This window comes from Celeribacter sp. (genome assembly GCF_048259695.1).
In the GTDB taxonomy this organism is placed as follows: Bacteria; Pseudomonadota; Alphaproteobacteria; order Rhodobacterales; family Rhodobacteraceae; genus Celeribacter.
Genome location: NZ_JBLXHL010000015.1, coordinates 1 through 19,871, shown reverse-complemented (window position 1 = coordinate 19,871; position 19,871 = coordinate 1). Strand labels below are relative to the sequence as shown.

General features: G+C 56.0%; 17 protein-coding genes, 1 tRNA gene and 1 pseudogene. 13 read left to right on the top strand and 6 right to left on the bottom strand.

Annotated features, from left to right (window positions below):
* The 3 genes and pseudogenes from ACN0Q0_RS15745 to ACN0Q0_RS15735 all read right to left on the bottom strand — a co-directional run.
* Positions 1 to 234, bottom strand: a pseudogene (locus ACN0Q0_RS15745) (pyrimidine utilization protein A); the annotation flags it as partial.
* Between the two features lie 503 nt (positions 235 to 737).
* On the bottom strand, positions 738 to 1,439 hold the full coding sequence (locus ACN0Q0_RS15740; protein WP_343501958.1) for a hypothetical protein: 702 nt from the start codon (positions 1,437 to 1,439) through the stop codon (positions 738 to 740).
* Positions 1,440 to 1,900: 461 nt separating this feature from the next.
* Positions 1,901 to 3,379 carry a tyrosine-type recombinase/integrase gene (locus ACN0Q0_RS15735; protein WP_343501957.1) on the bottom strand — a complete coding sequence of 493 codons (1,479 nt, stop codon included), beginning with the start codon at positions 3,377 to 3,379 and terminating at the stop codon, positions 1,901 to 1,903.
* Between the two features lie 428 nt (positions 3,380 to 3,807).
* On the opposite strand from ACN0Q0_RS15735, the gene ACN0Q0_RS15730 reads away from it, so the two are divergent.
* Both ACN0Q0_RS15730 and ACN0Q0_RS15725 read left to right on the top strand, forming a co-directional pair.
* Entirely contained in the window at positions 3,808 to 4,143 is a 336-nt protein-coding gene (locus ACN0Q0_RS15730; protein WP_343501956.1) for a hypothetical protein, read from the top strand.
* Between the two features lie 58 nt (positions 4,144 to 4,201).
* Positions 4,202 to 5,485: an AAA family ATPase gene (locus ACN0Q0_RS15725; protein WP_343501955.1), complete on the top strand. Its 1,284-nt coding sequence runs from the start codon at positions 4,202 to 4,204 to the stop codon at positions 5,483 to 5,485.
* A 213-nt stretch (positions 5,486 to 5,698) separates the two neighbouring features.
* On the opposite strand, the gene ACN0Q0_RS15720 is transcribed toward ACN0Q0_RS15725, so the two are convergent.
* On the bottom strand, positions 5,699 to 6,238 hold the full coding sequence (locus ACN0Q0_RS15720) for a hypothetical protein (RefSeq protein WP_343501954.1): 540 nt from the start codon (positions 6,236 to 6,238) through the stop codon (positions 5,699 to 5,701).
* Positions 6,239 to 6,390: 152 nt separating this feature from the next.
* On the opposite strand from ACN0Q0_RS15720, the gene ACN0Q0_RS15715 reads away from it, so the two are divergent.
* The 10 genes from ACN0Q0_RS15715 (at position 6,391) to ACN0Q0_RS15670 (ending at position 17,358) form a co-directional block, all read left to right on the top strand.
* Positions 6,391 to 6,753, top strand: a complete 363-nt coding sequence (locus ACN0Q0_RS15715; RefSeq protein ID WP_417244280.1) for a plasmid mobilization protein — start codon at positions 6,391 to 6,393, stop codon at positions 6,751 to 6,753.
* Entirely contained in the window at positions 6,750 to 6,902 is a 153-nt protein-coding gene (locus ACN0Q0_RS15710) for a hypothetical protein (RefSeq protein WP_343501952.1), read from the top strand. The genes ACN0Q0_RS15715 and ACN0Q0_RS15710 overlap by 4 nt, the downstream gene beginning before the upstream one ends.
* A gap of 4 nt (positions 6,903 to 6,906) precedes the next feature.
* Entirely contained in the window at positions 6,907 to 7,209 is a 303-nt protein-coding gene (locus tag ACN0Q0_RS15705) for a hypothetical protein (protein WP_343501951.1), read from the top strand.
* Positions 7,206 to 8,510, top strand: coding sequence for a relaxase/mobilization nuclease domain-containing protein (locus ACN0Q0_RS15700; RefSeq protein ID WP_343501950.1), 1,305 nt, complete (start codon positions 7,206 to 7,208; stop codon positions 8,508 to 8,510). Before ACN0Q0_RS15705 ends, ACN0Q0_RS15700 begins: the two co-directional genes overlap by 4 nt.
* 17 nt (positions 8,511 to 8,527) lie before the next feature.
* The gene (locus tag ACN0Q0_RS15695; RefSeq protein ID WP_417244279.1) at positions 8,528 to 8,935 is read left to right on the top strand and encodes a hypothetical protein; all 408 of its coding nucleotides are present in this window, start codon (positions 8,528 to 8,530) and stop codon (positions 8,933 to 8,935) included.
* Between the two features lie 188 nt (positions 8,936 to 9,123).
* Positions 9,124 to 9,735 (top strand): hypothetical protein, encoded by a 612-nt coding sequence (locus ACN0Q0_RS15690; protein ID WP_343501948.1) that lies wholly within the window; start codon positions 9,124 to 9,126, stop codon positions 9,733 to 9,735.
* 546 nt (positions 9,736 to 10,281) lie between these two features.
* The gene (gene dcm / locus ACN0Q0_RS15685; RefSeq protein ID WP_343501947.1) at positions 10,282 to 11,607 is read left to right on the top strand and encodes a DNA (cytosine-5-)-methyltransferase; all 1,326 of its coding nucleotides are present in this window, start codon (positions 10,282 to 10,284) and stop codon (positions 11,605 to 11,607) included.
* Between the two features lie 36 nt (positions 11,608 to 11,643).
* Positions 11,644 to 13,449: a DUF262 domain-containing protein gene (locus ACN0Q0_RS15680; protein WP_417244278.1), complete on the top strand. Its 1,806-nt coding sequence runs from the start codon at positions 11,644 to 11,646 to the stop codon at positions 13,447 to 13,449.
* 322 nt (positions 13,450 to 13,771) lie between these two features.
* Positions 13,772 to 16,300 carry a Z1 domain-containing protein gene (locus ACN0Q0_RS15675; protein WP_417244277.1) on the top strand — a complete coding sequence of 843 codons (2,529 nt, stop codon included), beginning with the start codon at positions 13,772 to 13,774 and terminating at the stop codon, positions 16,298 to 16,300.
* Complete coding sequence (locus ACN0Q0_RS15670) at positions 16,297 to 17,358, top strand: PD-(D/E)XK motif protein (RefSeq protein ID WP_343501944.1); 1,062 nt, start codon at positions 16,297 to 16,299, stop codon at positions 17,356 to 17,358. Before ACN0Q0_RS15675 ends, ACN0Q0_RS15670 begins: the two co-directional genes overlap by 4 nt.
* 136 nt (positions 17,359 to 17,494) lie before the next feature.
* Here the strand turns inward: ACN0Q0_RS15670 and ACN0Q0_RS15665 are convergent, their stop codons facing one another.
* Entirely contained in the window at positions 17,495 to 17,824 is a 330-nt protein-coding gene (locus tag ACN0Q0_RS15665; RefSeq protein WP_343501943.1) for a hypothetical protein, read from the bottom strand.
* A gap of 695 nt (positions 17,825 to 18,519) precedes the next feature.
* On the opposite strand from ACN0Q0_RS15665, the gene ACN0Q0_RS15660 reads away from it, so the two are divergent.
* A complete protein-coding gene (locus ACN0Q0_RS15660) occupies positions 18,520 to 19,548 on the top strand; it encodes a site-specific integrase (RefSeq protein ID WP_343501942.1) in 1,029 nt (342 codons plus the stop codon).
* A 68-nt stretch (positions 19,549 to 19,616) separates the two neighbouring features.
* Here ACN0Q0_RS15660 and ACN0Q0_RS15655 read toward each other — a convergent pair.
* Positions 19,617 to 19,690, bottom strand: a tRNA-Cys gene (locus tag ACN0Q0_RS15655).
* Positions 19,691 to 19,871 lie beyond the last annotated feature (181 nt).

Sequence of the window (19,871 nt, the reverse complement as noted above, 5' to 3'; positions counted from 1 at the left end):
GGTGCAGGCGGCGAGCCCGGCCATCAGGGTGAAGCTCTCGAGGTTGTGGTCCCAGAACTCGGTCTTGCCGCCGAACCCACGCAGCTTGATCATGGTGAGCACAAAATCCAGCCCGTGCTTCTCGGCGCTTAGGGTGATCTGCTTGTTGAGCTCGAAGCTCGGCTTGTACTGCGGCGCTGTCTCGGAGATGAGCCAGCCGTTGTTTCCGATGGGAAGAAAGATCCCGATTTCCATGCTTGACCTCTTGTCTGAACAGGTGTCCGGCGGCGCGCAGGCCGTCTGAGGTCAGCAGAGATTTTTTTACCAAACGGTAAAATTAACTTTTGCGATTTTTGTGGGATGAAGCACGCGGATGCTGAAGACCCGGGCGCTTTGCGCCGCAGGTGGCAGAAAATGTTCAGAATATGTATTGGGAATATCGGTTCCGCTGCACGCGGTACTGGGCGGCGTCACTCTCTGCGAGGCGCCCGGCTCGACCTCACGCAGCATCTCGGCCTGATCGAACGAGAGTGCGGAGAAATTGATCTAGGGGGGTGTTTGGAGGCGAGTAGGGGATTGCCTTGCAGACAGCGAGACTTGCTATAAATTTCTGTTATTAAATGATTTTTTAAAGAGTCCCTCGAGCAGCCAATGCCGCACGTAATGTCAGCAGGATGCTTGGCCCAGCGCGACAAGGAGCAACTTTCGCTAAGCCAATAGATGCGGGTAGCTGGTCATCCGCGAACCAAGAGAATCGATCACTGCAGCAGCACTTGCCCCCCCGAGCGCTCTACAGCGCCGAAGTCCAGAAGATCGGCAACATTGGACAAAAGCACCTTGTCTTCCGATGCGAGTTCTCCGTCGTAGAGAGCATATTTGTGGATGCCCGGGCGGGTAGCAACGTCGGAAAACGCAAGGTATTTTGCGGCGATCGAATTCGGATGAGACGTTACTTCATCAACGAGCGTGAGATCATCGTTGGAATGCACCGCGAGGTCGAATGTATGCACTTTCCCACTTTGACCAGGGACAGGCTCGTTCAATACCGTCTTTGCGCGCCACACCGATGAGTCCAGAAGGTTCTTGGTCTGCCGAATTATGTTCCGCTCGCTCGCCTTCTGAGGCTTCCTGAGCAGAGTGCGGACCGTGTCAGCCGACGCGTTCGCCACTGTAGAAATTGCTGACCAAAGCCACTCACTTGAAGGGACTTGGCAAGAAATCTGCCCCTTGTCCGAGCTGCAGCCGTACTCTTTTGTGATATTTTGCGCTGCATTCTTGAAGGCGCGGTCGTCGAATCCGTGCTTCCATGCGACGTGAGCGGCACGCCCGCTGTCGTGGACGATAAAACCATCCCCGTATCCGACCACGAAGACTGAAACTGCCTCAAAACTAGGGTAGAGGCAGTGCGTCGCGACCATGAAGCCTGCGTCAGTGCGCTCGCACCGGCTGAACTGGCTCATTGAAGTCTGGATCAGTTGGCAGTCTAGCATCTTCCACTCCACAGCCCTGCATCGGGCGGATCGATCGGTGTGTTGTGCGTCTGAATTCTGACATTGATGTGGTCGCAGAACCAGAAGAACATCTTGGTTAGGCCTTCAACGTCGTCCTCGACGGGACGTCGCGCCGGAAGTTCCCAAAGCCCCGACCGCTCTATACATCCACGGTTATCCTGCCAAGAATGTATGTGTGAACCGCAAACTTGATGGGGAAGCCCTACCGTCCATGCCCAAGGGGGGTTTGGCTTACATTCGCTTGTCGGAGCGGTGTCCAAGCGTGAAACTGGCTTTCCGCGGAAGATTAGGCTCATGGACGGATAGTCGGCATTGAACTCCGGTATGCGTCAAGGAGGCTAGCTCGTCAGGTGTAACATCCCGCACCAAACCATCCTGGAGGGATTTCAAATGCGCACCAATCCACTTGACTAGGAAGTTGGCACCCATTTCGCGAGATAGGGGTGGTGAACCCTGTCGACCGCCTCCTTGAGCTTCCCCAAACTGTATCCGTGGCCATAGCTGTCTTCAGAACCGCCGAGAGTGTGGCCGCAAATGCTCTTGTGAAGGTCCGCAGGGACGTCTGCATCACGAAGCTTATCCTTGAATGCCCCGCGCAGAGAGTGCGTGGAATATTTGGCACCCTCCGCGCCGCCCATCTTCACCACATCCACCTTCCCGAACCAGTAGTTGCAGAGCGTGGATGCGCGGGTCTTGCCATCCGCGTTCAAGTTGAAGTCGAACAGCCGCTCTTTGCCCGTTCGCTCCGCGAGAATCTTGGCAACCAACGGAACCAGGGCCTCACAAATCGGAACACGCCGTTTCGATTTCTTGTTCTTTACCTGGGCATGCCGAAGGTCGAAGTACATGATCCCCCCCTCCCGCTTGACTTGATCGACTCGCAACGTCGCGACCTCATCAAGCCGCATGCCCGTGCAGGCCAAAATGAGCCAAGTGTTCCGAACATGCTCGGGAAGGCCAGGCTGGTCTACGAGTGCCTGAATTTGCTCGTCGCTCAAGGGGTCGTGGCTCTTGGTCCCAACCCCAAATCGGCTCAAATTCAGATTTTCAAACGGATTGAACTTGATCAGGCCCTTCTCAACTCCAAGGCGAAGCGCGACCCTGACGTCACTCACGCGCGTCTTAATGGTCGAATTTCCCATCTCGTCGCCAAGCGCCTCGGCATACGCGTATGCATGCTTCGGCTCAAGATCGTCCAGCGCAATATCACCAACGAAATCGATGAACTGCCGGACATGCCGCGCTCGCTGCTTCGCAGTTTTCCGCTTCAATGCCCCCTGCTCCACCTGACGCTCGCAATCAGCCTCAACCCACGGGAGCAAAGCGCTGATCGGCAGTCGCGACTGCTCAACTCCGTTCGCGCGCCGCGCCTCGGTCAATGCGGCGGCAACTGCGGCCTCTGCGTCCTCAAGGAGCGGCACTTCGAGGTCGAAGTCTTCCAAGATCTTGATCGCCTGTTCGAGATCTGCGTCGGAGCGATACGCGCGGACCTGCGAGAGGCGACCCCGCAGGACCTTCTCCGCTTTCTCCAGCAAGACCTTGCTGGTAGGCGGCTCGCGGAAGGTCGTCTCCAGAACGTCATCCAATTCGGCATCATAGTCCACGGAATAGGCCGCATCACGGAGACCGAGCAGCGAGACTGCCCTTTGGAAACTGCCGCTCGGATCGCAGAGGCGCGCCTTCTCGAGGTCCGCAAGAATCCCCTTCCGAAGCTCCGCCTCCAGGTTATGGCGCTTCCGCTTAGCAATCTCCAAGTCAGAAGTTCCCGTCGACAGCCTTCGCTGGGAGCCTCCCCCCAGCAACGCACGAACCTGCTTGGGTACGGTCATCACGATGTAGTAAATCTTGCCGCGCTTGCTCACAGTCGCGGGGTACCAGTCCAGCTCCATGACCCTTCCCATAATGTCAGCCGTAATGCCAGCTACACTGCCGTCATACCGCCGAAACGGCGGGAAACAAGGCACATTGGATCATGGAAGGTAAATGGAGGCGAGTAGGGGAATCGAACCCCTGTGCACGGATTTGCAATCCGGCCAGAAATTCAAGAAAATCAAGGGGATCATGTTTCAAAACAGGCCCCGACAAAACGGGAACGAACGGCGAATGTTTCAACCGCGAATTCGACCGTCCCAAAGGCGCAGCCCGGATCGACAGCAAGCACAGCCGCCGTCGAAGATGATCTCCGAGGCATCACGTCGTGTAGCCCTGAAATGGAAGTCCCCCCTATCCTCGCCTTGCATTGGGGGATCTCAGCATGACCACCCGACCCTCCTTCTCACGCCGCATGGATCGTCAACACCTCGGAGTGACCCGAGCTATGGGCTATGCCCTTACGCTCAATAGTGAAGCCGGATGGTACGCATTCTCGCACATCGTCGCAGCGCGCCTCTCAATCGCGGAACGGGCGGCGCTTGCTTTCTCGGTGCTCTCAAGCATGCCCACCGCGCAAACCGCGACAATCTGTCGTGCAGTTCTTCCTGGTGAACTCGGTGCGCCCATCTCGCCTTTGATTGGCTCCATCGACGAAAGCAGGTGGTGGAGTTCATTCGCAGACGAGTGCGAACTCGATGCCTATGCCGTGGCAAGCGTCCATGCCATGCAACCGGACCGCCGCCGAGAGTTCATCGACTTTGTTACGGGTCTGTTCGAATGAGTCGTCTGCGCTTTCTGACTGGAGTTGCCGTTCACTTCGCATCCGTAGGGCAAATCTCATGAATGACTTCGTTCAAATCTATCGACAGCTGAAAGACTGTGAGCCGGTCGAAGCAGAAGCGGCGTCGGAACGTGCCGACTTGCCTTGGCGAGACTTCGCGCCTCGTGATGACGGCCCCGAAGATCATAGAGAGAGCCAAGAACCTCGCCGTGATGGCGAGCGTTTGCCGACGCCATTCGCTTGGCGCGACCCGGAATCTATTCCCTCACGCCCATGGGTGTATGGACGTCACCTGATCAGAAAACAGGTTTCGGTCACGGTGGCTCCAGGCGGCGTCGGTAAGTCTTCCCTTACAATCTGCGAAGCCCTTGCGATGGCTTCCGGGCGTGAACTCTTAGGCGAATGGACAGAGAAAGACCTCAAGGTGTGGATCTATAACCTTGAGGACCAGGAGGATGAACTGGACCGACGGATCGTCGCGGCCATGCAACATCACCAAGTTTCCTTCAGAGAAATCGACGGGCGTCTTTTCCGGGATACGGGTAGAAATCGTGCCCTTTGTACAGCCATTCAATCTCGAGGAGGTATTCACATCGTGCAACCCGAAATGCGGGCTTTGGAGCGAGAGATCAAGGCGCGTAGTATTGACGTTCTAGTGGTCGACCCATGCGTATCCTCTCACCAAGTGAGCGAGAATGATAATGGCGCCATCGACCTAGTCGCGAAGGAATGGGCCAGACTCGCCGATCGTTGCAATTGCGCGATCGAACTTGTTCATCACACGCGCAAGACGAACGGCGAAGAAGCGACAACAGAAGCCGGACGTGGAGCCTACTCGCTTCTGGCGGCGGCTCGTTCAGGTCGCGTCCTCAATAAAATGAGTGACGAGATGAAGAAGGACGCTGGTATCGAAAAGGACAATTCAACCTATTTCTCTATCGCCCGGGACAAGGCAAATCTTGCACCTATGGGCGCGCGAACCTGGTGCCGAATGGCTTCTGTACAACTAGCCAACGGTGACAACGTCGGCGTGGCCGAACTCTGGGCATGGCCGGATGCCTTCGACGGTGTGAGCCTCGCGGATCTTCTGGCTGTGCAGCAGGCTGTTGAACACCGCGTTCAAGAAGGAAGGCCACCGCGCCTCTCAGATCAGGCAGGAAACGAATGGGTTGGAGTGGTGGTCGCAAACGTTCTGGGCCTCGATCCAGAGGCAGACAGGAAGCGGCTCAAGAAGCTGCTCGGCACATGGTTAAAGACTGAGGCCCTGATCAAAGAAAGCCGGCTCGACGCCACGCGACGCCCGAGACCGTGCGTCGTGGTCGGCGAATGGGCAACGGCATGACTTGCACCACCACCGCGAGAGGCTAGGTGGAGCAAACACGCAGCAATATGTGTGCTCCACCACCACCACCCCTAAAGGGGTAGGGGTGGTGGTGGTGGCGCTACACCCAGGCCTCGCAGCAGTGGAGCACAGAATGACGCCGAAATTGCACGAGAGTGCCCGACTTCGGCAAATCCCCCCAACGATGGAGCACACTCTAGAGGGTTTGCGCGTCTATCCCAAGGACGGCAGGGCCGAAGCGAACGCCAGGAGCACCGAAGCCAGCACGACGACGAATGCAAAAGCCGAAGCTGGTGCCGGTTCTGCCATTTCCTCAACGCACCGGGTGAGTTCCGGGGACAACCGAGGCATGTCGCGTCCCGTCCGGCGTCGATCCGCGAGCCTAACCATCGCTTCGCCAGTGGTATCAAAGCCATCCTGGCTTTCGTAGTACGCTGCTGTTGGCTCATGTTCTCGGAACAGCTGTCGAGCTTCCGCACACGCCTCGGGCGAGCGTTTTATGAAGTGAAATCGCACGTGGCTGCATTCATGGCGCAGAGTCTCAAGACGTCCATCGAGAAGAGGAGTGAAAATCTGAACTCGCGAAATCCAGATTCCGGGCGAGCAAATGCCGTCAATTTCATACCCGTCACGACGCTGGCTGTTTTTGCAATAAGTATCTCTATCAACGTAGTGAATAATAACCGGTCTACCCGACCAAATAAAGGCTCGAACATGGTCACGCAAAATCTGAATTGACGTTGGATTATTCATATTTTTTTTCCTTAACTTACATGATGTTACTTGTTGCCTTTGAGATTCAGATGATATATTAACCTCAATTGAGCAAGCAATGTTTTTTACGTACACGCCACGGCGAATGGTAAAAACGAGCTTCCCGGGCTAACCCGGAATTGGTCGCATAAATGCTCCGAGGGGGGGGGGGGGGGGAAGTGGCGCAAAGAACCAGGAGACCAAACCGCTTGGAGATTCGCCTCAGCGATGACGAGCGAGCACAGATCGAGGACCGCGCTCGCGCGAACGGCGTAACCTTTTCGCGGTTTCTCCGCCATGCCGCCTTGGACCTCGACCTGCCACCCCGCCGGGTCAACATCGAGGCGGAGACCGTCGCCGCGCTGAACCGCGTAGGAGGCAATCTCAACCAAATCGCCAAGGCTGCTAACCGCTCAGGAAGGCTGGACCCAGATCAACAGCGGCAGCTCGCCCGAGCCATCGACAGGGTCGCGGCAGCAGTAGCAAGGCTCACCGACGAAGGAGATACGAAATGAACAATCGTCTACGTGTCCGCACCGCCTCCGCAGTCGGTGGGGGTGCTTCCATCATCGTGATGATGGGGATCGTCACCGCGCTCATCCAACTCGCCAGTTGGGCCGGTGATCGCCATCGTGCCCGCCGCCGGGCAAACCATCAGGAGTAATCGCATGGGCAATCAACGCCTGCGGGACATCACCGCTCAAGACTACAACGCCGCATGGCAAAAGCTCTATGCTGCAGCCAGCATCGGTGGCAGCACTTCCCCCCGCGCTGCGGGCTACATGCTGGCCCTGCTCAGCCAAGCGCCCGCACAGGTCGATATTTTCGGGATCGCCATCGGCTTCGATGATGACAATCTCGCCGCCGCGATCACCGTACTCAAGGGATATGCCCGGCACCGCAACCCCGACTGGATTAACGGAAAGGTTGTAACGGAGCTGCGCGCAGTCGCAGCGAGGGATGCCGCATGACCGTCAAAATGCTCTGGATCGTCGCCGACCCCAGGCACATCGCACAAATTGCCACGTGGACGGAACAGGACGAGGACGGCCTACACGCCCACATCAGCACCACCGCCGTCGCGGAAATCCGGGAACACGCTCGTGAAACCCGGCCCGGCTCGCGCGAGGCAAGCGGGCATGAAGAACTCGTGCATCTGTCGTTTGACAGCACCCGGACCCGCACAGCGTTCGCGCTGGCCGTTCTCGAACTGGGGGGGGCAGATCGTGCCGCAGATGCTCCTGCCGAGCACCGCCTCGGTCGATTTGGTGCCCTAATGATCGCGAAGCTCGGGAAAGGCGAGGATTTCGGCGGCCTTGCCCGCTATCTGACCAAAGGTGGTCGCGGGCAGGTGCTGGACATGCGCAATCTCGCCTCCGCCGATCCCACAGCTGCCGCGGGCGAAATGCAGGTGGCAGCAGCCATGAGCACGCGCTGCCGCAAGCCCGTCATGCATATCACGGTCTCGTACAATCCGACCGACGCGGCACCCACGGATGACAACATGCGGGCCGACGCTGCGGAGCTGCTGGCCGCTCTTGGGCTAGCCGACCATCAGGCCATGATCATTAGGCACAGCGACCGAGATCACGCACACTTCCACATCACCGCGAACCGGATCGGCAGCGACGGAAAAGCCGTCAGCGACAGCCAAAGTTATCCCCGAGCAGAGGCGGTCCTCCGCCGCATCGAGGGCCGCAGAGGCCTGAGCGTCACGCAGGGTCGCCACGCACCCAGCCCGAGCACAGGTCAGCGCATGACCGGCCCGCGCGGCGCGGCAGACCCGCGCCAGCACAGCGTCCCAGAGAGCGTCCGGCAGACGCTTCTGACCGCCCGGTCATGGAAGGGGCTGCACAAGGACCTGAAGCGCGACGGCTGGCTAATAGAGACCACCCAGCGGGGCAAGCGCCCGCCGGGAGCGGTCCTCATCGGACCAGACGGGCAGCGGATCGCGGCCGGCAAGATCGACCGCGGCGCGACCCTCTCGAAGCTCAACGCCCGACTGGCCGACCCGAAGCAAGACGCCCTAACCCCGGTTTCGGCAAAGGCCGCGGGCAAGCCCATCTTCCTGGCGAAACCTCTTCGGAGCCCGAGAAAAAAGACGGATCAGCGCATAAAGGACATAGCTCGCATCGGTGCCAAGACCGCCACCCAGCTTATCGGCGCGGTCAACAAGACCCACGCCCCGAGCAATGGCCTGATCGGCGCGACCCGGAAGGCCACTAGCCGCACCCGGAAACATTCGAACGCGAGCCGAACGCTCGGACTTTGAAAGAGAGGAGCTATATCATGAACGACCAGACCCCAGCCGATCCCTTCGACGTCGAGACCTCGACCGAAGCGGACAACCGCCACAACCCGGAAGGCTTGGCCGCACTCCGCCGCGAGGTCATGGCCGGAACCCTCGAGACTGGGGGGATCGGCCCGGAGCGCTGGACCCGCACCGCGCAATGGTCCGAGTTGGATCAACTCTCACTGACCCGCGCCTGTGTCTGGATCACGCACGCGGACGGCTACGGCGTGGGCATCACCAACGCGGAGGCCACCATCCTCAGCAGCCGCAGCCCGGAAGCGATCCCCCGGATAGCGCGGCGGATAGTCCGCCGCCTCTCTGAGGTCATCACCACCCCTGAGGCAGACGGACAGGTCGTCAGCCGATCGGATGCGCTGCATGGCATCATCATCCCTGCAGAGTGAAAACAATCCACCCGAACCTTCCGCCCCTTGGGGAAAGTGGCACTCGGAAGACCGGAGTAGGCTCGAAACGCAATGATGCGCTTGGAGCCCATTGCTGAGAGTCACACTTGCCCATAGACCGAGGCGAGTTCAGTGCTTATCCACATGCACGCTCTCTAGGTGAAATAGTTCTTGAGGATGCTGGAGATATGCCAACGGGTATCAAGATATTTAACGTCACTGGTGAACTGCACTTCGAGACAGGCACACATGTCCTGGCCACCGTACCTAAATTTGCAGAAAAAATCGGTGAAATCGCAGTTGCGTGGGCAGTAACCGAGGGACATCTTGGATGCTATTATGGGAGCTTGCTTGAGACTACACCCAACGAGGCCTTGAAAAAAATTGGCAGGATGAGCGCAGCGGGATTGGCAAACAACGCTAAGAAGTTTGCAGAGGAAAAACTAGCCGGAGCCGAGCTGGAGACAATTCTATATCTACTGAAAAAGCTGGATTCCGTGCGCATTAGGCGCAATCGCATCCAGCATGACATTTGGAGTCGACGGGTGACAGACCCACAGGTGCTCTATGCGGTACATGTCGACGACTATCGACGACTATTGCACGAAATGGCAAAGCTAGGAAACGAAACAGACCCCGCCGTTTCCGCTGATCGCGCTATCGATATAGCTAATCAGTATGCTGCGAACTCCGAAAATGCTTTTACCTTAGTCGATTTGGAAGAGATTCGGGCCAACCTCGAACTCACGTCAGACGGCCTTTTTAAAGCATTTATTAGTAAGGTGAGTGCAGGCGGATGATCCGTCCACTCTCAATCGCGATCCCTTGGCGCCTTATCATCAAGTCGCAAGCCAATGCGCTCAGCAGCCGCGACCCAGAAGCGATCCTCCGAACTGCCCGACGGATCGTCCTCCGCCTCCCTGTGATCATCACCGCCCCGAAGGCGCATGACGGGATCCGCACCAACGCTGGAGCGAAATCACATTTTTGATCATATTTTTCCGATACTTAAGGCATACCTTAGCTGTTCGCAGAACTCGCGCTCGAATCGCCGAAATCGCTTCTGTATGTGATGGGCTGCAAAGCTCGTACTCAGCATCAAAAAATGTTCGTGCACTCTGATGCAGTTTGGTGCAGTTTGGTGCAAAGAACATGGGGGCGACCGTGGCTACGTACCAAAAGCGTTTCACTGTATCGATCGATCAAGCGGACTACGACGCGCTGCAAGAGTTGGGGAGTTCGGTAAACCCTCCCCTCAACCTCCAGTACTTGATACGACTAGCAGTGAAAAACCTTCTGGAGCAGCACGCGGCAGAACAGCTGTCATTGCCGCTGGAGCGACGTACGTGAAATTTATCGACCTTTTTGCTGGCCTTGGCGGTTTCCACCAGGCCCTACATCGCCTTGGACATGAGTGTGTATTCGCATCGGAACTCAATGGGGACCTGAGGGAACTTTACAAGAAAAACTTCGGCGTCGAGCCACACGGAGACATCCGTGAAGCGTTCGAACTAGTCCCCCCCCACGATATCCTTTGTGCAGGTTTCCCTTGCCAGCCCTTTTCGAAGGCTGGCGAGCAGCTTGGCTTCGATTGCCCTCAGTGGGGCGACCTTTTCGACTACATGATCAAGATCCTTGAACGCCACGAACCAAGCTTCTTAATCATCGAGAATGTCCCGAACATTATGCGACACGATAGGGGCAATACTTGGAGGCGCGTCGAACAGCGCCTTAGCGAGGCTGGCTACGCCATCGATGCGAAGCTGATGTCGCCCTACATGTTCGGCGTTCCGCAACTCCGAGAACGCGCAATTATAGTAGGTTCGCGCAACGGCCTTGAGCATTTCGCGTGGCCGGAGGCCTCGCACAAAGCTGAAGACGTCGACATTCGCACTATTCTCGATAGTCAGCCGAACGATGCCAAGCCGTTGTCTCCAAAATTTCTTAAGTATCTCGAGACGTGGCAGGCCCTGTTGGACGCATTGCCGGAAAGTGCGAAGCTTCCCTCATTTCCGATCTGGGCAATGGAGTTCGGCGCGACATATCCCGCGCGAACTGCAACACCCTTAGGGCTCGGCCTCGCCAAGATGCGCTCCTACCGTGGAGCCTTCGGACAGCGACTGCGCGGCCTTTCCGACTACGAAGTGCTCGAGAGTCTGCCTCCATATGCACGTGATGCCAAAGCCAATTTTCCTGAATGGAAGGTTCAGTTTATAGAACAGAACCGGAAGTTTTATCGCGATCATCAGACGATCATCGATAAGTGGCTTCCGTCGATTCGTGACTTTGCACCGAGTTTCCAGAAGCTGGAGTGGAACTGGAAAGGAGGCCCGCGCGACCTCAATCAGTGTATCATTCAGTTCCGAGCCTCGGGTATTCGCGCAAAGCGCCCGACGGCCGCCCCCTCGCTTGTCGCTCTGACTACGAGCCAAATACCCGTCATTCCCTGGGAGCGTCGTTATATGACTATGCGTGAATGCGCGCGCCTTCAGAGCATGGGAAAGCTGCCATTCCTACCCACTCAGCAGACTGCAGCGTTCAAAGCTCTGGGAAATGCGGTGAATGTCGATGTAATTGAAGCGGTCGCCGGACCGTTGCTCGGCACGGTCGAGCTCGACATTGTGCGGCAAGCCGTACCACTCGGACAGCCATCACTAGAGACCACTGTTTGAGCGCTAGCGCGTTGCAGGCTTGGAAGGGGAGAGTAATTGTTGGAAGAACTAGACTTTGACCATGTTGGCACACTTTTGTCCGACCTGTCGCAACCGAGCGTATTGCCAAAGCTAGAGGGCAAACAGAGAACTCCTCACCCGTTCGACGAATCCGCAATCGATTTTTCATCAAGCGCTTGGATCGCTCGCGTACTTGACGTCGCGATCTGGCTGAACCTCGATTCCACATTCGAAGACGATGAAGCTCCTACCGTCGTTTTATCGCGCTTGTTCGAAGAAATTTCCCCTGAAAACGTAGACGGGAACTATAAGGTCGACGGTGACCATGTTGTTCTCACGGAGTCAGGCGCACAGTCTCTAGAAGAGAGGTTGAGCCGCGCATCGAATAACCGCAGCATCTTCTTGCAAATGATTGAGGATGATCGACCCATCGCAGCGGCCACTGAATCGTGGATCGAAGCTTGGAACGAGGCTCCAACAACAGAACCACTTTCTATCAACGCTACGGTAGATAAGTGGAGGATCTATGACATTTCTGGACGGGCACAACAAGGACAGCTAGAACTGAATCCGACCTACCAGCGCGATTTCGTCTGGTCGAACTCTGATTCACAGTTATTGATCGAGTCCATTCTCCGCGGCATTCCCCTTCCGTCGATCATCCTTGCTCGAATGTCAAACAGCCAGCACTATCAAATCGTCGATGGAAAACAGCGGCTAACCGCTATCCTTCGATTCATGGGCGCTCACCCTGAAGGATTAGAGAATGCAAAGCGCCTTAAGAACTTTGAGTTGTTCGAGTCAGACTTCAACCAATTCAGCCGGCGCAATAACCTCCGCGCAACTGATATTCGAGAAAAGTACCTTCCATTTAAGACGAAAAAGTACCCCGACAACGACCCGCTTAGCCCGCTGGGCGGGCGCTACTATAGTGAAATCAAAGATGAACCGGTTCGCATCGCAGGCGAAACGATCACTGTGAGAGATTTGTTTGAGCGCGCGTGCGATTACTTTATCCCGGTATTGATTTATAGGGACACGCAGGTGCGCGACATCCACAAGGTGTTCCGACTTTACAATCAACAAGGAATGAAGCTCAACGCCGAGGAAATTCGTAACGCTGTCTTCAATCATCTTAAGATTTCGAAGTTGATGCTCTACGTAGGCGGCGACCGACCCGAACCGGAAATAGCCCCCGATCTAGTCAGAGCAGGTATCGATCCGACGGAAGCGCACGAAAATATTAAGGCGCTTGGCTTCAGCATAAAACGCTTCAAGAGAACCAAGGTACTTCTATGGACCGTAGCGACGCTGGTACTCAAGCCCACGCAAAGTTCCGATGGCACTTACCGCACGCCCTCCACTGCTACACACATTGACGAGTTTCTTCGTTCGATTGACAACAATCGACTGAACCAGTTCAAAACCGAAGACATACTCAAGAACTTGGCGAACGATCTAATTTCTGCAATTGATCTACATCAGAGCGCGATTGACGCCTGGCATCCGAAATTCCGGAGAAAAGGCAAGAGTGAAATGGCGTCTCGCTGGGAGGAGTTGCCGGTAGTCGCAAGCTTACTCGCGTGTCTCGTCCTAGTAGTGATGGGAGAGGAGCAACGGCTGGAGGACCGGATCGACGATATCCGCGCGCTGTCAGCAAGAATGATCGGCCCCCAAAGCACACAGAATAAGACACAGTGGGCGCATATTGCCAAAGCGTCAACTGGTATACTTGAAGCACTGGATATTAGCATCGCCGATGCAGATAAGGCGGTTCGTGAAAGATTTGGCGCGAGCGCAATTGAAGCCCTGTCAGAGATCCGCATGATTTCGGTGAGCTAAAGTGGTAGCACGTACACCGAGTCTCCGCCCTGCTAAGATTGTCCCAGTCAAAATAGAAAGTGATGAAACGACCGAAGGAAGTTCTCTGCCGATCAACGACGGGAAGTGGTGGGCACGCTATCGCTCAAACATCGTCGATAAGCTCTCTCCAACGGCAATCTCAGTCCTTGAGACCGACGCAAGCTATGTTGTTGAGCGGGCTCTTCCGCGCGTTGGCGGAGAGTTGCACCGCGCGTCGTGGCCGGAAACGCGAGTGCGAACGGGCATGGTTGTTGGGTCAGTGCAATCAGGAAAAACGGCCAGCATGCTCGGAGTCGCAGCAATGGCTCTGGATGCTGGCGCTGACCTTCTTGTCTTGCTTGCTGGAACACGTGTTGGTCTCTGGTTACAGACTTACGAACGGCTCTTGGCGCAATTAGATGGCTCGACTACCGAAAGCGCCTACAAGCGCCGGGCCGATCGTCTGATACTGCCACAACCAGAAGACATCCTTTACGAACAACGTGCCGACCCTACACGTTATCTTCAGCGGCCACTCGCACGCCAAGCTCTACGAGCGGATCGGCCGATCATTTGCGTCGTTCCCAAGGAGGATGACCATCTCCTCATGCTCCGGCGTTTCTTGGCGGATGTAATTTCCGAAAAACATCTAGACTCAATGGAACGGCCATATTCCATCGTCGTGCTCGACGATGAGGCGGACGACGCGAGCGTGCTGGACAGCGATCATTCGCAGAAACTCACACCACGGCTGATCTCGTCCTTATGGAGCGGTGATCCAGACAGCTCAGCGACGCGGCATAAGAATATGCTCGCAACTTACGTTGCATACACAGCAACGCCGCAGGCAAACTTTCTGCAGGCCTCTCACAATCCGTTGAGCCCCAGGGATTTTAACGCGTCCCTTCGAATTCCAGGCGCCACCGGAGGTATCGAACCACGCTCTCTTTCGTACTCAGAGCCTCTAGGCATTCGCTCCTACTATTGTGGTGGCAATATTTTTTATGAGCGTCTCCGAAATGCAGGCGACGGGGCGATCTGCCATACTTCAGAATTCCCAGAAATACGCCCTGGAGAGACTGAAACCGAACTAGCGGGCAGGCATGAAGCCTTGCGTTGGTCAATGTTGTCAGACGCCTTGCGGTGCTATTTTGTAGGCGCCGCGGTACGCAGCCTGGCGCCCGGATGGACGCGCGCCTTTGACCACTCGACAAGATATTCTTCTCAGAGTGAAGCACGTCTTGCTGCTCGAGGGGCGCATACGATGCTAATCCACCCTTCGGCGAGAAAAGAGGATCATTTCCAGACTGCTTTGGATGTGCTCCGCTGGACGATGGCCACTCCAGGCTGCGAGGCTGACGTTCGACTGGATGAGGAGAACGAGCAGCCAACAACGATTTCACCGTCTTGGCTCGAACGGCGCCTTTCCCAGGAAGAAACTGAATGGTCCGCATGGCTCAATCGCTTTGAGGCCTCTCGCATCGCCCTCGCAACCATGCCTCGAGCTCCTTACTCTTCAATCTCTGCAGCAGATTGGCCAAAAGTACGTGAAGCACTCGTCGAGAAAATATTCCCGAATGTTCGCCTGCGTGTGCTCAACAGTGATCCCGGATCGGATGATCGACCTCGCTTCGATGTTACCGAGGATGGGGAGAACTACCGCATACCGGCAGATAGCCTTTCTATATTTGTGGCCGGCAATGTTCTGTCGCGCGGACTTACCTTGGAAGGGCTAACGACGAGTCTTTTCCTTCGCGGTGCGGCAGAACCAGCGGCAGACACTCAGATGCAGATGCAGCGCTGGTTTGGATATCGAGGTGAGTTCCTTCCTTTCTGCCGAGTGTTCACCTATAAAGACCAACTAGAGCTATTTAGAAGATATCAAGTTAACGATGATGCTCTGAAAACAGAAATAATGACATCAATGGACGTGGGGAAAGACAACGGCAATTCGGTCTTGGTCCTCCAAGGGGAGGCCTTCGTTGCTACAAGTAAGGTTGAAGCCCGCAGAGCCCCATTGTCACCTGGCCCACGACCTTCGATCCGGCTGATCGAAACAAAGGACGACGACCTAGCTCAGAGAAATCTCCAAGTCGCCGTAGACTTACTTGATGATGGTGAGTGGCTGCCACTCACTGACGACGATGGATTAGAGCGCGGCTTGATCCGAAGCACACCGATAGGGCCGATGGAGCTCGCCACGGTTCTTGATCGTCTGCGCTACTCGCATCACGCCCCTAACCTTAGTGACGAATTGAGCCGGCGTTGGGAGAATTATGCTCAACTCCTGGGTATCGACCGACCTCTGTTCACGCCCCCAGTGCAGCGAGCGCCGCAATATGGCGCGGAGCCGCAATCATGCCCTTACTCGATCGCCGCCTACTTGCGCCTATGGTCTCACCTAGCGGGAGATTGTTCCGCACCCGGATTCTTTCCGACAGATCGACCAAACATTCCCTGGAACTTTTCGGACACAGGCGCTGCAAGCACGCCCAAATTCTACATAGCTTTTCGCCACGGCCAAAAGAATGTCCGCGACCCGCGCCTAGCTTCAAAAGGCGTTCGGGCAGTTACTCGCGGGCGCGGCCCAGATGACCGTGCACTCCAAACGCTGTGGGGGACACGAGGGTATGGAAACTCCTATTTCGGTGATGAGTTCGTTGACTATTATTTTCACCGAACAGCTCCCGTCCCGAGCATTCAGGGCGGCGCTACATGGAGACCACGCGGCCATCCCGGACTTGCGTTGTTCCATATCGTAAGTGCACCTGACCTTCCGACAGATCTGCTTACCGTCGGGCTCGGCCTCCCGCATGGAGGCCCGGACCACATAGCGGCGCTTCGCCCATGAGCGGTCTTCATTTCGAAGAGTTGCGCTTTGACCTTGAGCGTCTCTCCGTTCCCGAAGGATATGCGCGCAGCATGCGCTGGCTCACGGAACCGCTAGCAGTAGGGCGAACGGCTACTGGCGACTATGAAATCTTTCTCCGGGGGAACGAGATTCGCGCAGCTTCGTCATTGGTAAGGCGACATCTCCAGCATAGCGAATGGCGCCCAGAGGACAGTGAAGAAAAATTCGCAGCAAATCGAATCGTTTTACCTTCAGCGCCACATTTTTCTTCCATTGCCGCATTGATTGCAATCGAACTCATTCGCGCTGGGATTTCCAATCCAGAAAACATTCAGTCGGCGTTTACTGATGTCGAGCCTATCATTGAAATGGCAATCCGACGCGGCGCGCTGCCAGAGAATGTTGTGATCGGACTTATCGGCGAGTTGACTGTACTACGCCAGATCATTCTTTCCAGGAGGGGCAGCGCTGCAGGCCTAATGCGTGCACTCGAGTGCTGGCGAGGGTGGCAGGATACAGCAAGCCGAGATTTCCGCCTTGGCTGCAATTCAATTGAGGTAAAGACCACGCGGATGGCCTCCTCAATACATCAATTCAGTGGCCTCCATCAACTTGAATCCGAATTGCTCCAAAATGGAGTTCTGGAAAATCTTCATCTAATCAGTATCGGGCTTACCGAAACAAACTTGTCTGGCGAGACGTTGCCGATGATTGTCGACAACATCCTATATTTACTTCAGAACTCGGCTGTAGAGGTTGAGGTCGCAGACGAGTTCCTGCGCCGCCTCTCACGCTATGGCAGTCAATCTGGATCCGGGTACGTTCATTCGGCGATGCGAGACTGGAGCGTCTACAAAACTAACTACGTTCACACCTTTGCTCCGCGCCTCTATCGTATTGACGACCCGGAAATGCGTCTTCTTAGTCGCGCAATGCTTTCCAATACTTTCGTGCAGACATCTGGTCTTTCCTTCACGATGCATTTTCCTGACAGGGTTTCAGCGTTCAATCCGGCAGTAGATTGGTCCACTGAACTCGCATCTATGGCAGAGGAATAACCAGCACAGTCATGGAATATTAGACCCAAACACTCTGAGCGGTCACCCGTAGTCGATCAATAAATAGGCCAATGGCCTATCGCAGAATAAAGTAACCGGTTTATTCAACATGCGATCGTCTCACTTAGGTCGTGAGTCAGTGTACCGCAAGCACCAGCTTATCCTGCCCATCCTCCGAAATTACTTCCAAGCTCATTCCCCATAGAAACAAACCCAGATTCTGTGTTTGAATCCTCAACTCTCCCGTGTCAATTTTGTCCCCGGTCTTCGCAACCTCAGCGTTAATTTCATCAATGAACGCAAGTGTTCTAACGAGAAACTCAGGCGGCAGCACTCGGCGCGTCCCTTGAGTCACACCGCTTTCGGAAAAGGTAACTCCTGCTTCCTCCAGTGCGGCTTTGATAGCCGCGACCGCGTCCGCGGATGCGGCGGGATTGCCGGAGCCTTCCGCACGTTTCAAGGTCATGGTCGAAACCCCGGCCGCGTCAGCAACTTGGGGTTGCGTTAGGCCCAGGAGAGCTCGCGCGGCACGTAGTTGAGCTGGTGTTGTCATTTTTCTATTGCTCCAATCAGAACAGGCGCGTACTGTTCTACTTAGAGCAAAACACATCAGGAATCAATGACAATGACGAATGAACGCGCTTTCAGACCTAACATCCTTTGGTTTGCCCCCATGATCACTGGCCCTCTCACCTCCTGAACCAACGCATTCTAGGCAACCTAAGCTGCCTCTGAATAGCGAACGTACTGGTCGCGCCAGACACCTCACTGGTCCTTGAAGAAATTCTGAAGAACCATGGGGGGATTTAAGATGGGAACAGCAGGCGCGCGAGCAGTTGCAACTCTGCCTCCTAGCAATCGATTTCATGGCTCCAGACGAGATGAGCAATGATTCATCAGCAGCCACATCGCTTTCCAAGCGTTCACGCTCACTGAACATCCAACGAAAATAAGATCTTAATGAGTCGGAAAGAGGGAAATGGCAAGCACCCAAAGCATCGCAAAGCAGACCGTCGTCGCTCTCATTCGAGAGACCAGACAGGCTGGATGGGCCCGGGCGAAATTCGAAATCAAACCTGACGGTAGTGTCACGGTAAACGCGGGAATGTCGGAACACGACGGTGGTGACGACTTCCTTAGCGATGACCTCAGGATGGGGAAATGACCAAGAAAAACCTTCCCCAATATGTCTACGAAGATCGCGGCTATGTACGCTTCATTCGGCGCCCCCGCGGACAATCGGTAATGATGAAGGAGAAGCCCGGCTCGCCCGAATTCTGGGACCATTATAACCGGCTCCTAAAGGGGCGAGCCGCCCTTCCTTCCAAGCGCACCTTCGATACGCTGATCCTCAGCTACTATGAGAGCGAGTCTTGCAAGACCAGGAAACCGCGGACCAAGGCGGACTACCGGAAGCACATGGAGCACATCCGGAAGATTTGGGGCAAGAAAGACCCCGCCAAGATCGAAACCTGCCACATCTACGAGCTGCACAAGGCGAACGCCGATAGCTGGCGCAGGGCAAACTACCTGGTGCAGGTGATGGTGATTCTCATGAACCATGCGCGCCTGATTGGCTTCCTCAAGAAAGAGGATGGCAATCCCGCCCATGGCATCCCCCTCTTCAAGCAACCCGGAGAGGGCTGGGAACCTTGGCCCGATGAGGTTCGGCAGGAGTTCGAGGAAATCGCTCCTGCGCGCGCACGCCTTGTCTACGAACTTTGTATCGGCACCGGTCAGCGGATCGGCGACGTGATCACCATGCGGTGGGATCACTTCAAGGATGGCTACTGGGACATGACCCAGGGCAAGGGTGAAAAGCCCATGTGGATCCCGCTCACCGCGCGCACGACAGCCTATCTGGCGACGGTCAAGAAGAAGGGGCTCACGGTCATCACCGATTCTGCCGGCCGCCCGACCAGCTATCGCGCTGTCTCACACGAGATGCGGAAGACGAAAGGCAAGATGAAGCATCTGGACGCGCAGAGCTATGTGACCCACGGGCTCCGCAAGAACGCGACAATCGAACTCTACCTGGCTGGCTGCGACGACGAGATGGTGAAGGCCGTAACGGGGCACTCCGGCGTGGAGATGCTGAAAAAATATGGCGGACGTGTGCGTCAGAAGGTGCTCGCAACGCGAGCGCAAGAGGCCCGCGACCGCATGGAACAGAACAAGCCCAGAACGTGAATGTTTCAACGGCTGTTTCAAATTTTAGGGGAAGGACCAAGCAGGGTGACGCAAGTGCTTGAAAGTATTGGAGGCGAGTACCGGAATCGAACCGGTGTACACGGATTTGCAATCCGCTGCGTCACCACTCCGCCAACTCGCCGGGGGTGTGGCACTCCTTAAGTTCCCGGCGGAGTGGCGTCAAGCAGATATCGGAGCTGCGCGACCGGGGCGACGCCAAGGCGCCGATGAGGCGGGGACCGATGCCCGTCTCCCTGCCCTTCAGCCCACAACCGTCGGGGCAAGGTAGCCGAAACGCTCGATGATCGCGGCGCAATTTTTCT

Coding starts and splice junctions, on each gene's coding strand:
- ACN0Q0_RS15740 (WP_343501958.1), bottom strand. CDS start 1,439: ATGAGCCAGTTCAGCCGGTGCGAGCGCACTGACGCAGGCTTCATGGTC.
- ACN0Q0_RS15735 (WP_343501957.1), bottom strand. CDS start 3,379: ATGGAGCTGGACTGGTACCCCGCGACTGTGAGCAAGCGCGGCAAGATT.
- ACN0Q0_RS15730 (WP_343501956.1), top strand. CDS start 3,808: ATGGGCTATGCCCTTACGCTCAATAGTGAAGCCGGATGGTACGCATTC.
- ACN0Q0_RS15725 (WP_343501955.1), top strand. CDS start 4,202: ATGAATGACTTCGTTCAAATCTATCGACAGCTGAAAGACTGTGAGCCG.
- ACN0Q0_RS15720 (WP_343501954.1), bottom strand. CDS start 6,238: ATGAATAATCCAACGTCAATTCAGATTTTGCGTGACCATGTTCGAGCC.
- ACN0Q0_RS15715 (WP_417244280.1), top strand. CDS start 6,391: ATGCTCCGAGGGGGGGGGGGGGGGGAAGTGGCGCAAAGAACCAGGAGA.
- ACN0Q0_RS15710 (WP_343501952.1), top strand. CDS start 6,750: ATGAACAATCGTCTACGTGTCCGCACCGCCTCCGCAGTCGGTGGGGGT.
- ACN0Q0_RS15705 (WP_343501951.1), top strand. CDS start 6,907: ATGGGCAATCAACGCCTGCGGGACATCACCGCTCAAGACTACAACGCC.
- ACN0Q0_RS15700 (WP_343501950.1), top strand. CDS start 7,206: ATGACCGTCAAAATGCTCTGGATCGTCGCCGACCCCAGGCACATCGCA.
- ACN0Q0_RS15695 (WP_417244279.1), top strand. CDS start 8,528: ATGAACGACCAGACCCCAGCCGATCCCTTCGACGTCGAGACCTCGACC.
- ACN0Q0_RS15690 (WP_343501948.1), top strand. CDS start 9,124: ATGCCAACGGGTATCAAGATATTTAACGTCACTGGTGAACTGCACTTC.
- ACN0Q0_RS15675 (WP_417244277.1), top strand. CDS start 13,772: ATGGCTCTGGATGCTGGCGCTGACCTTCTTGTCTTGCTTGCTGGAACA.
- ACN0Q0_RS15670 (WP_343501944.1), top strand. CDS start 16,297: ATGAGCGGTCTTCATTTCGAAGAGTTGCGCTTTGACCTTGAGCGTCTC.
- ACN0Q0_RS15665 (WP_343501943.1), bottom strand. CDS start 17,824: ATGACCTTGAAACGTGCGGAAGGCTCCGGCAATCCCGCCGCATCCGCG.
- ACN0Q0_RS15660 (WP_343501942.1), top strand. CDS start 18,520: ATGACCAAGAAAAACCTTCCCCAATATGTCTACGAAGATCGCGGCTAT.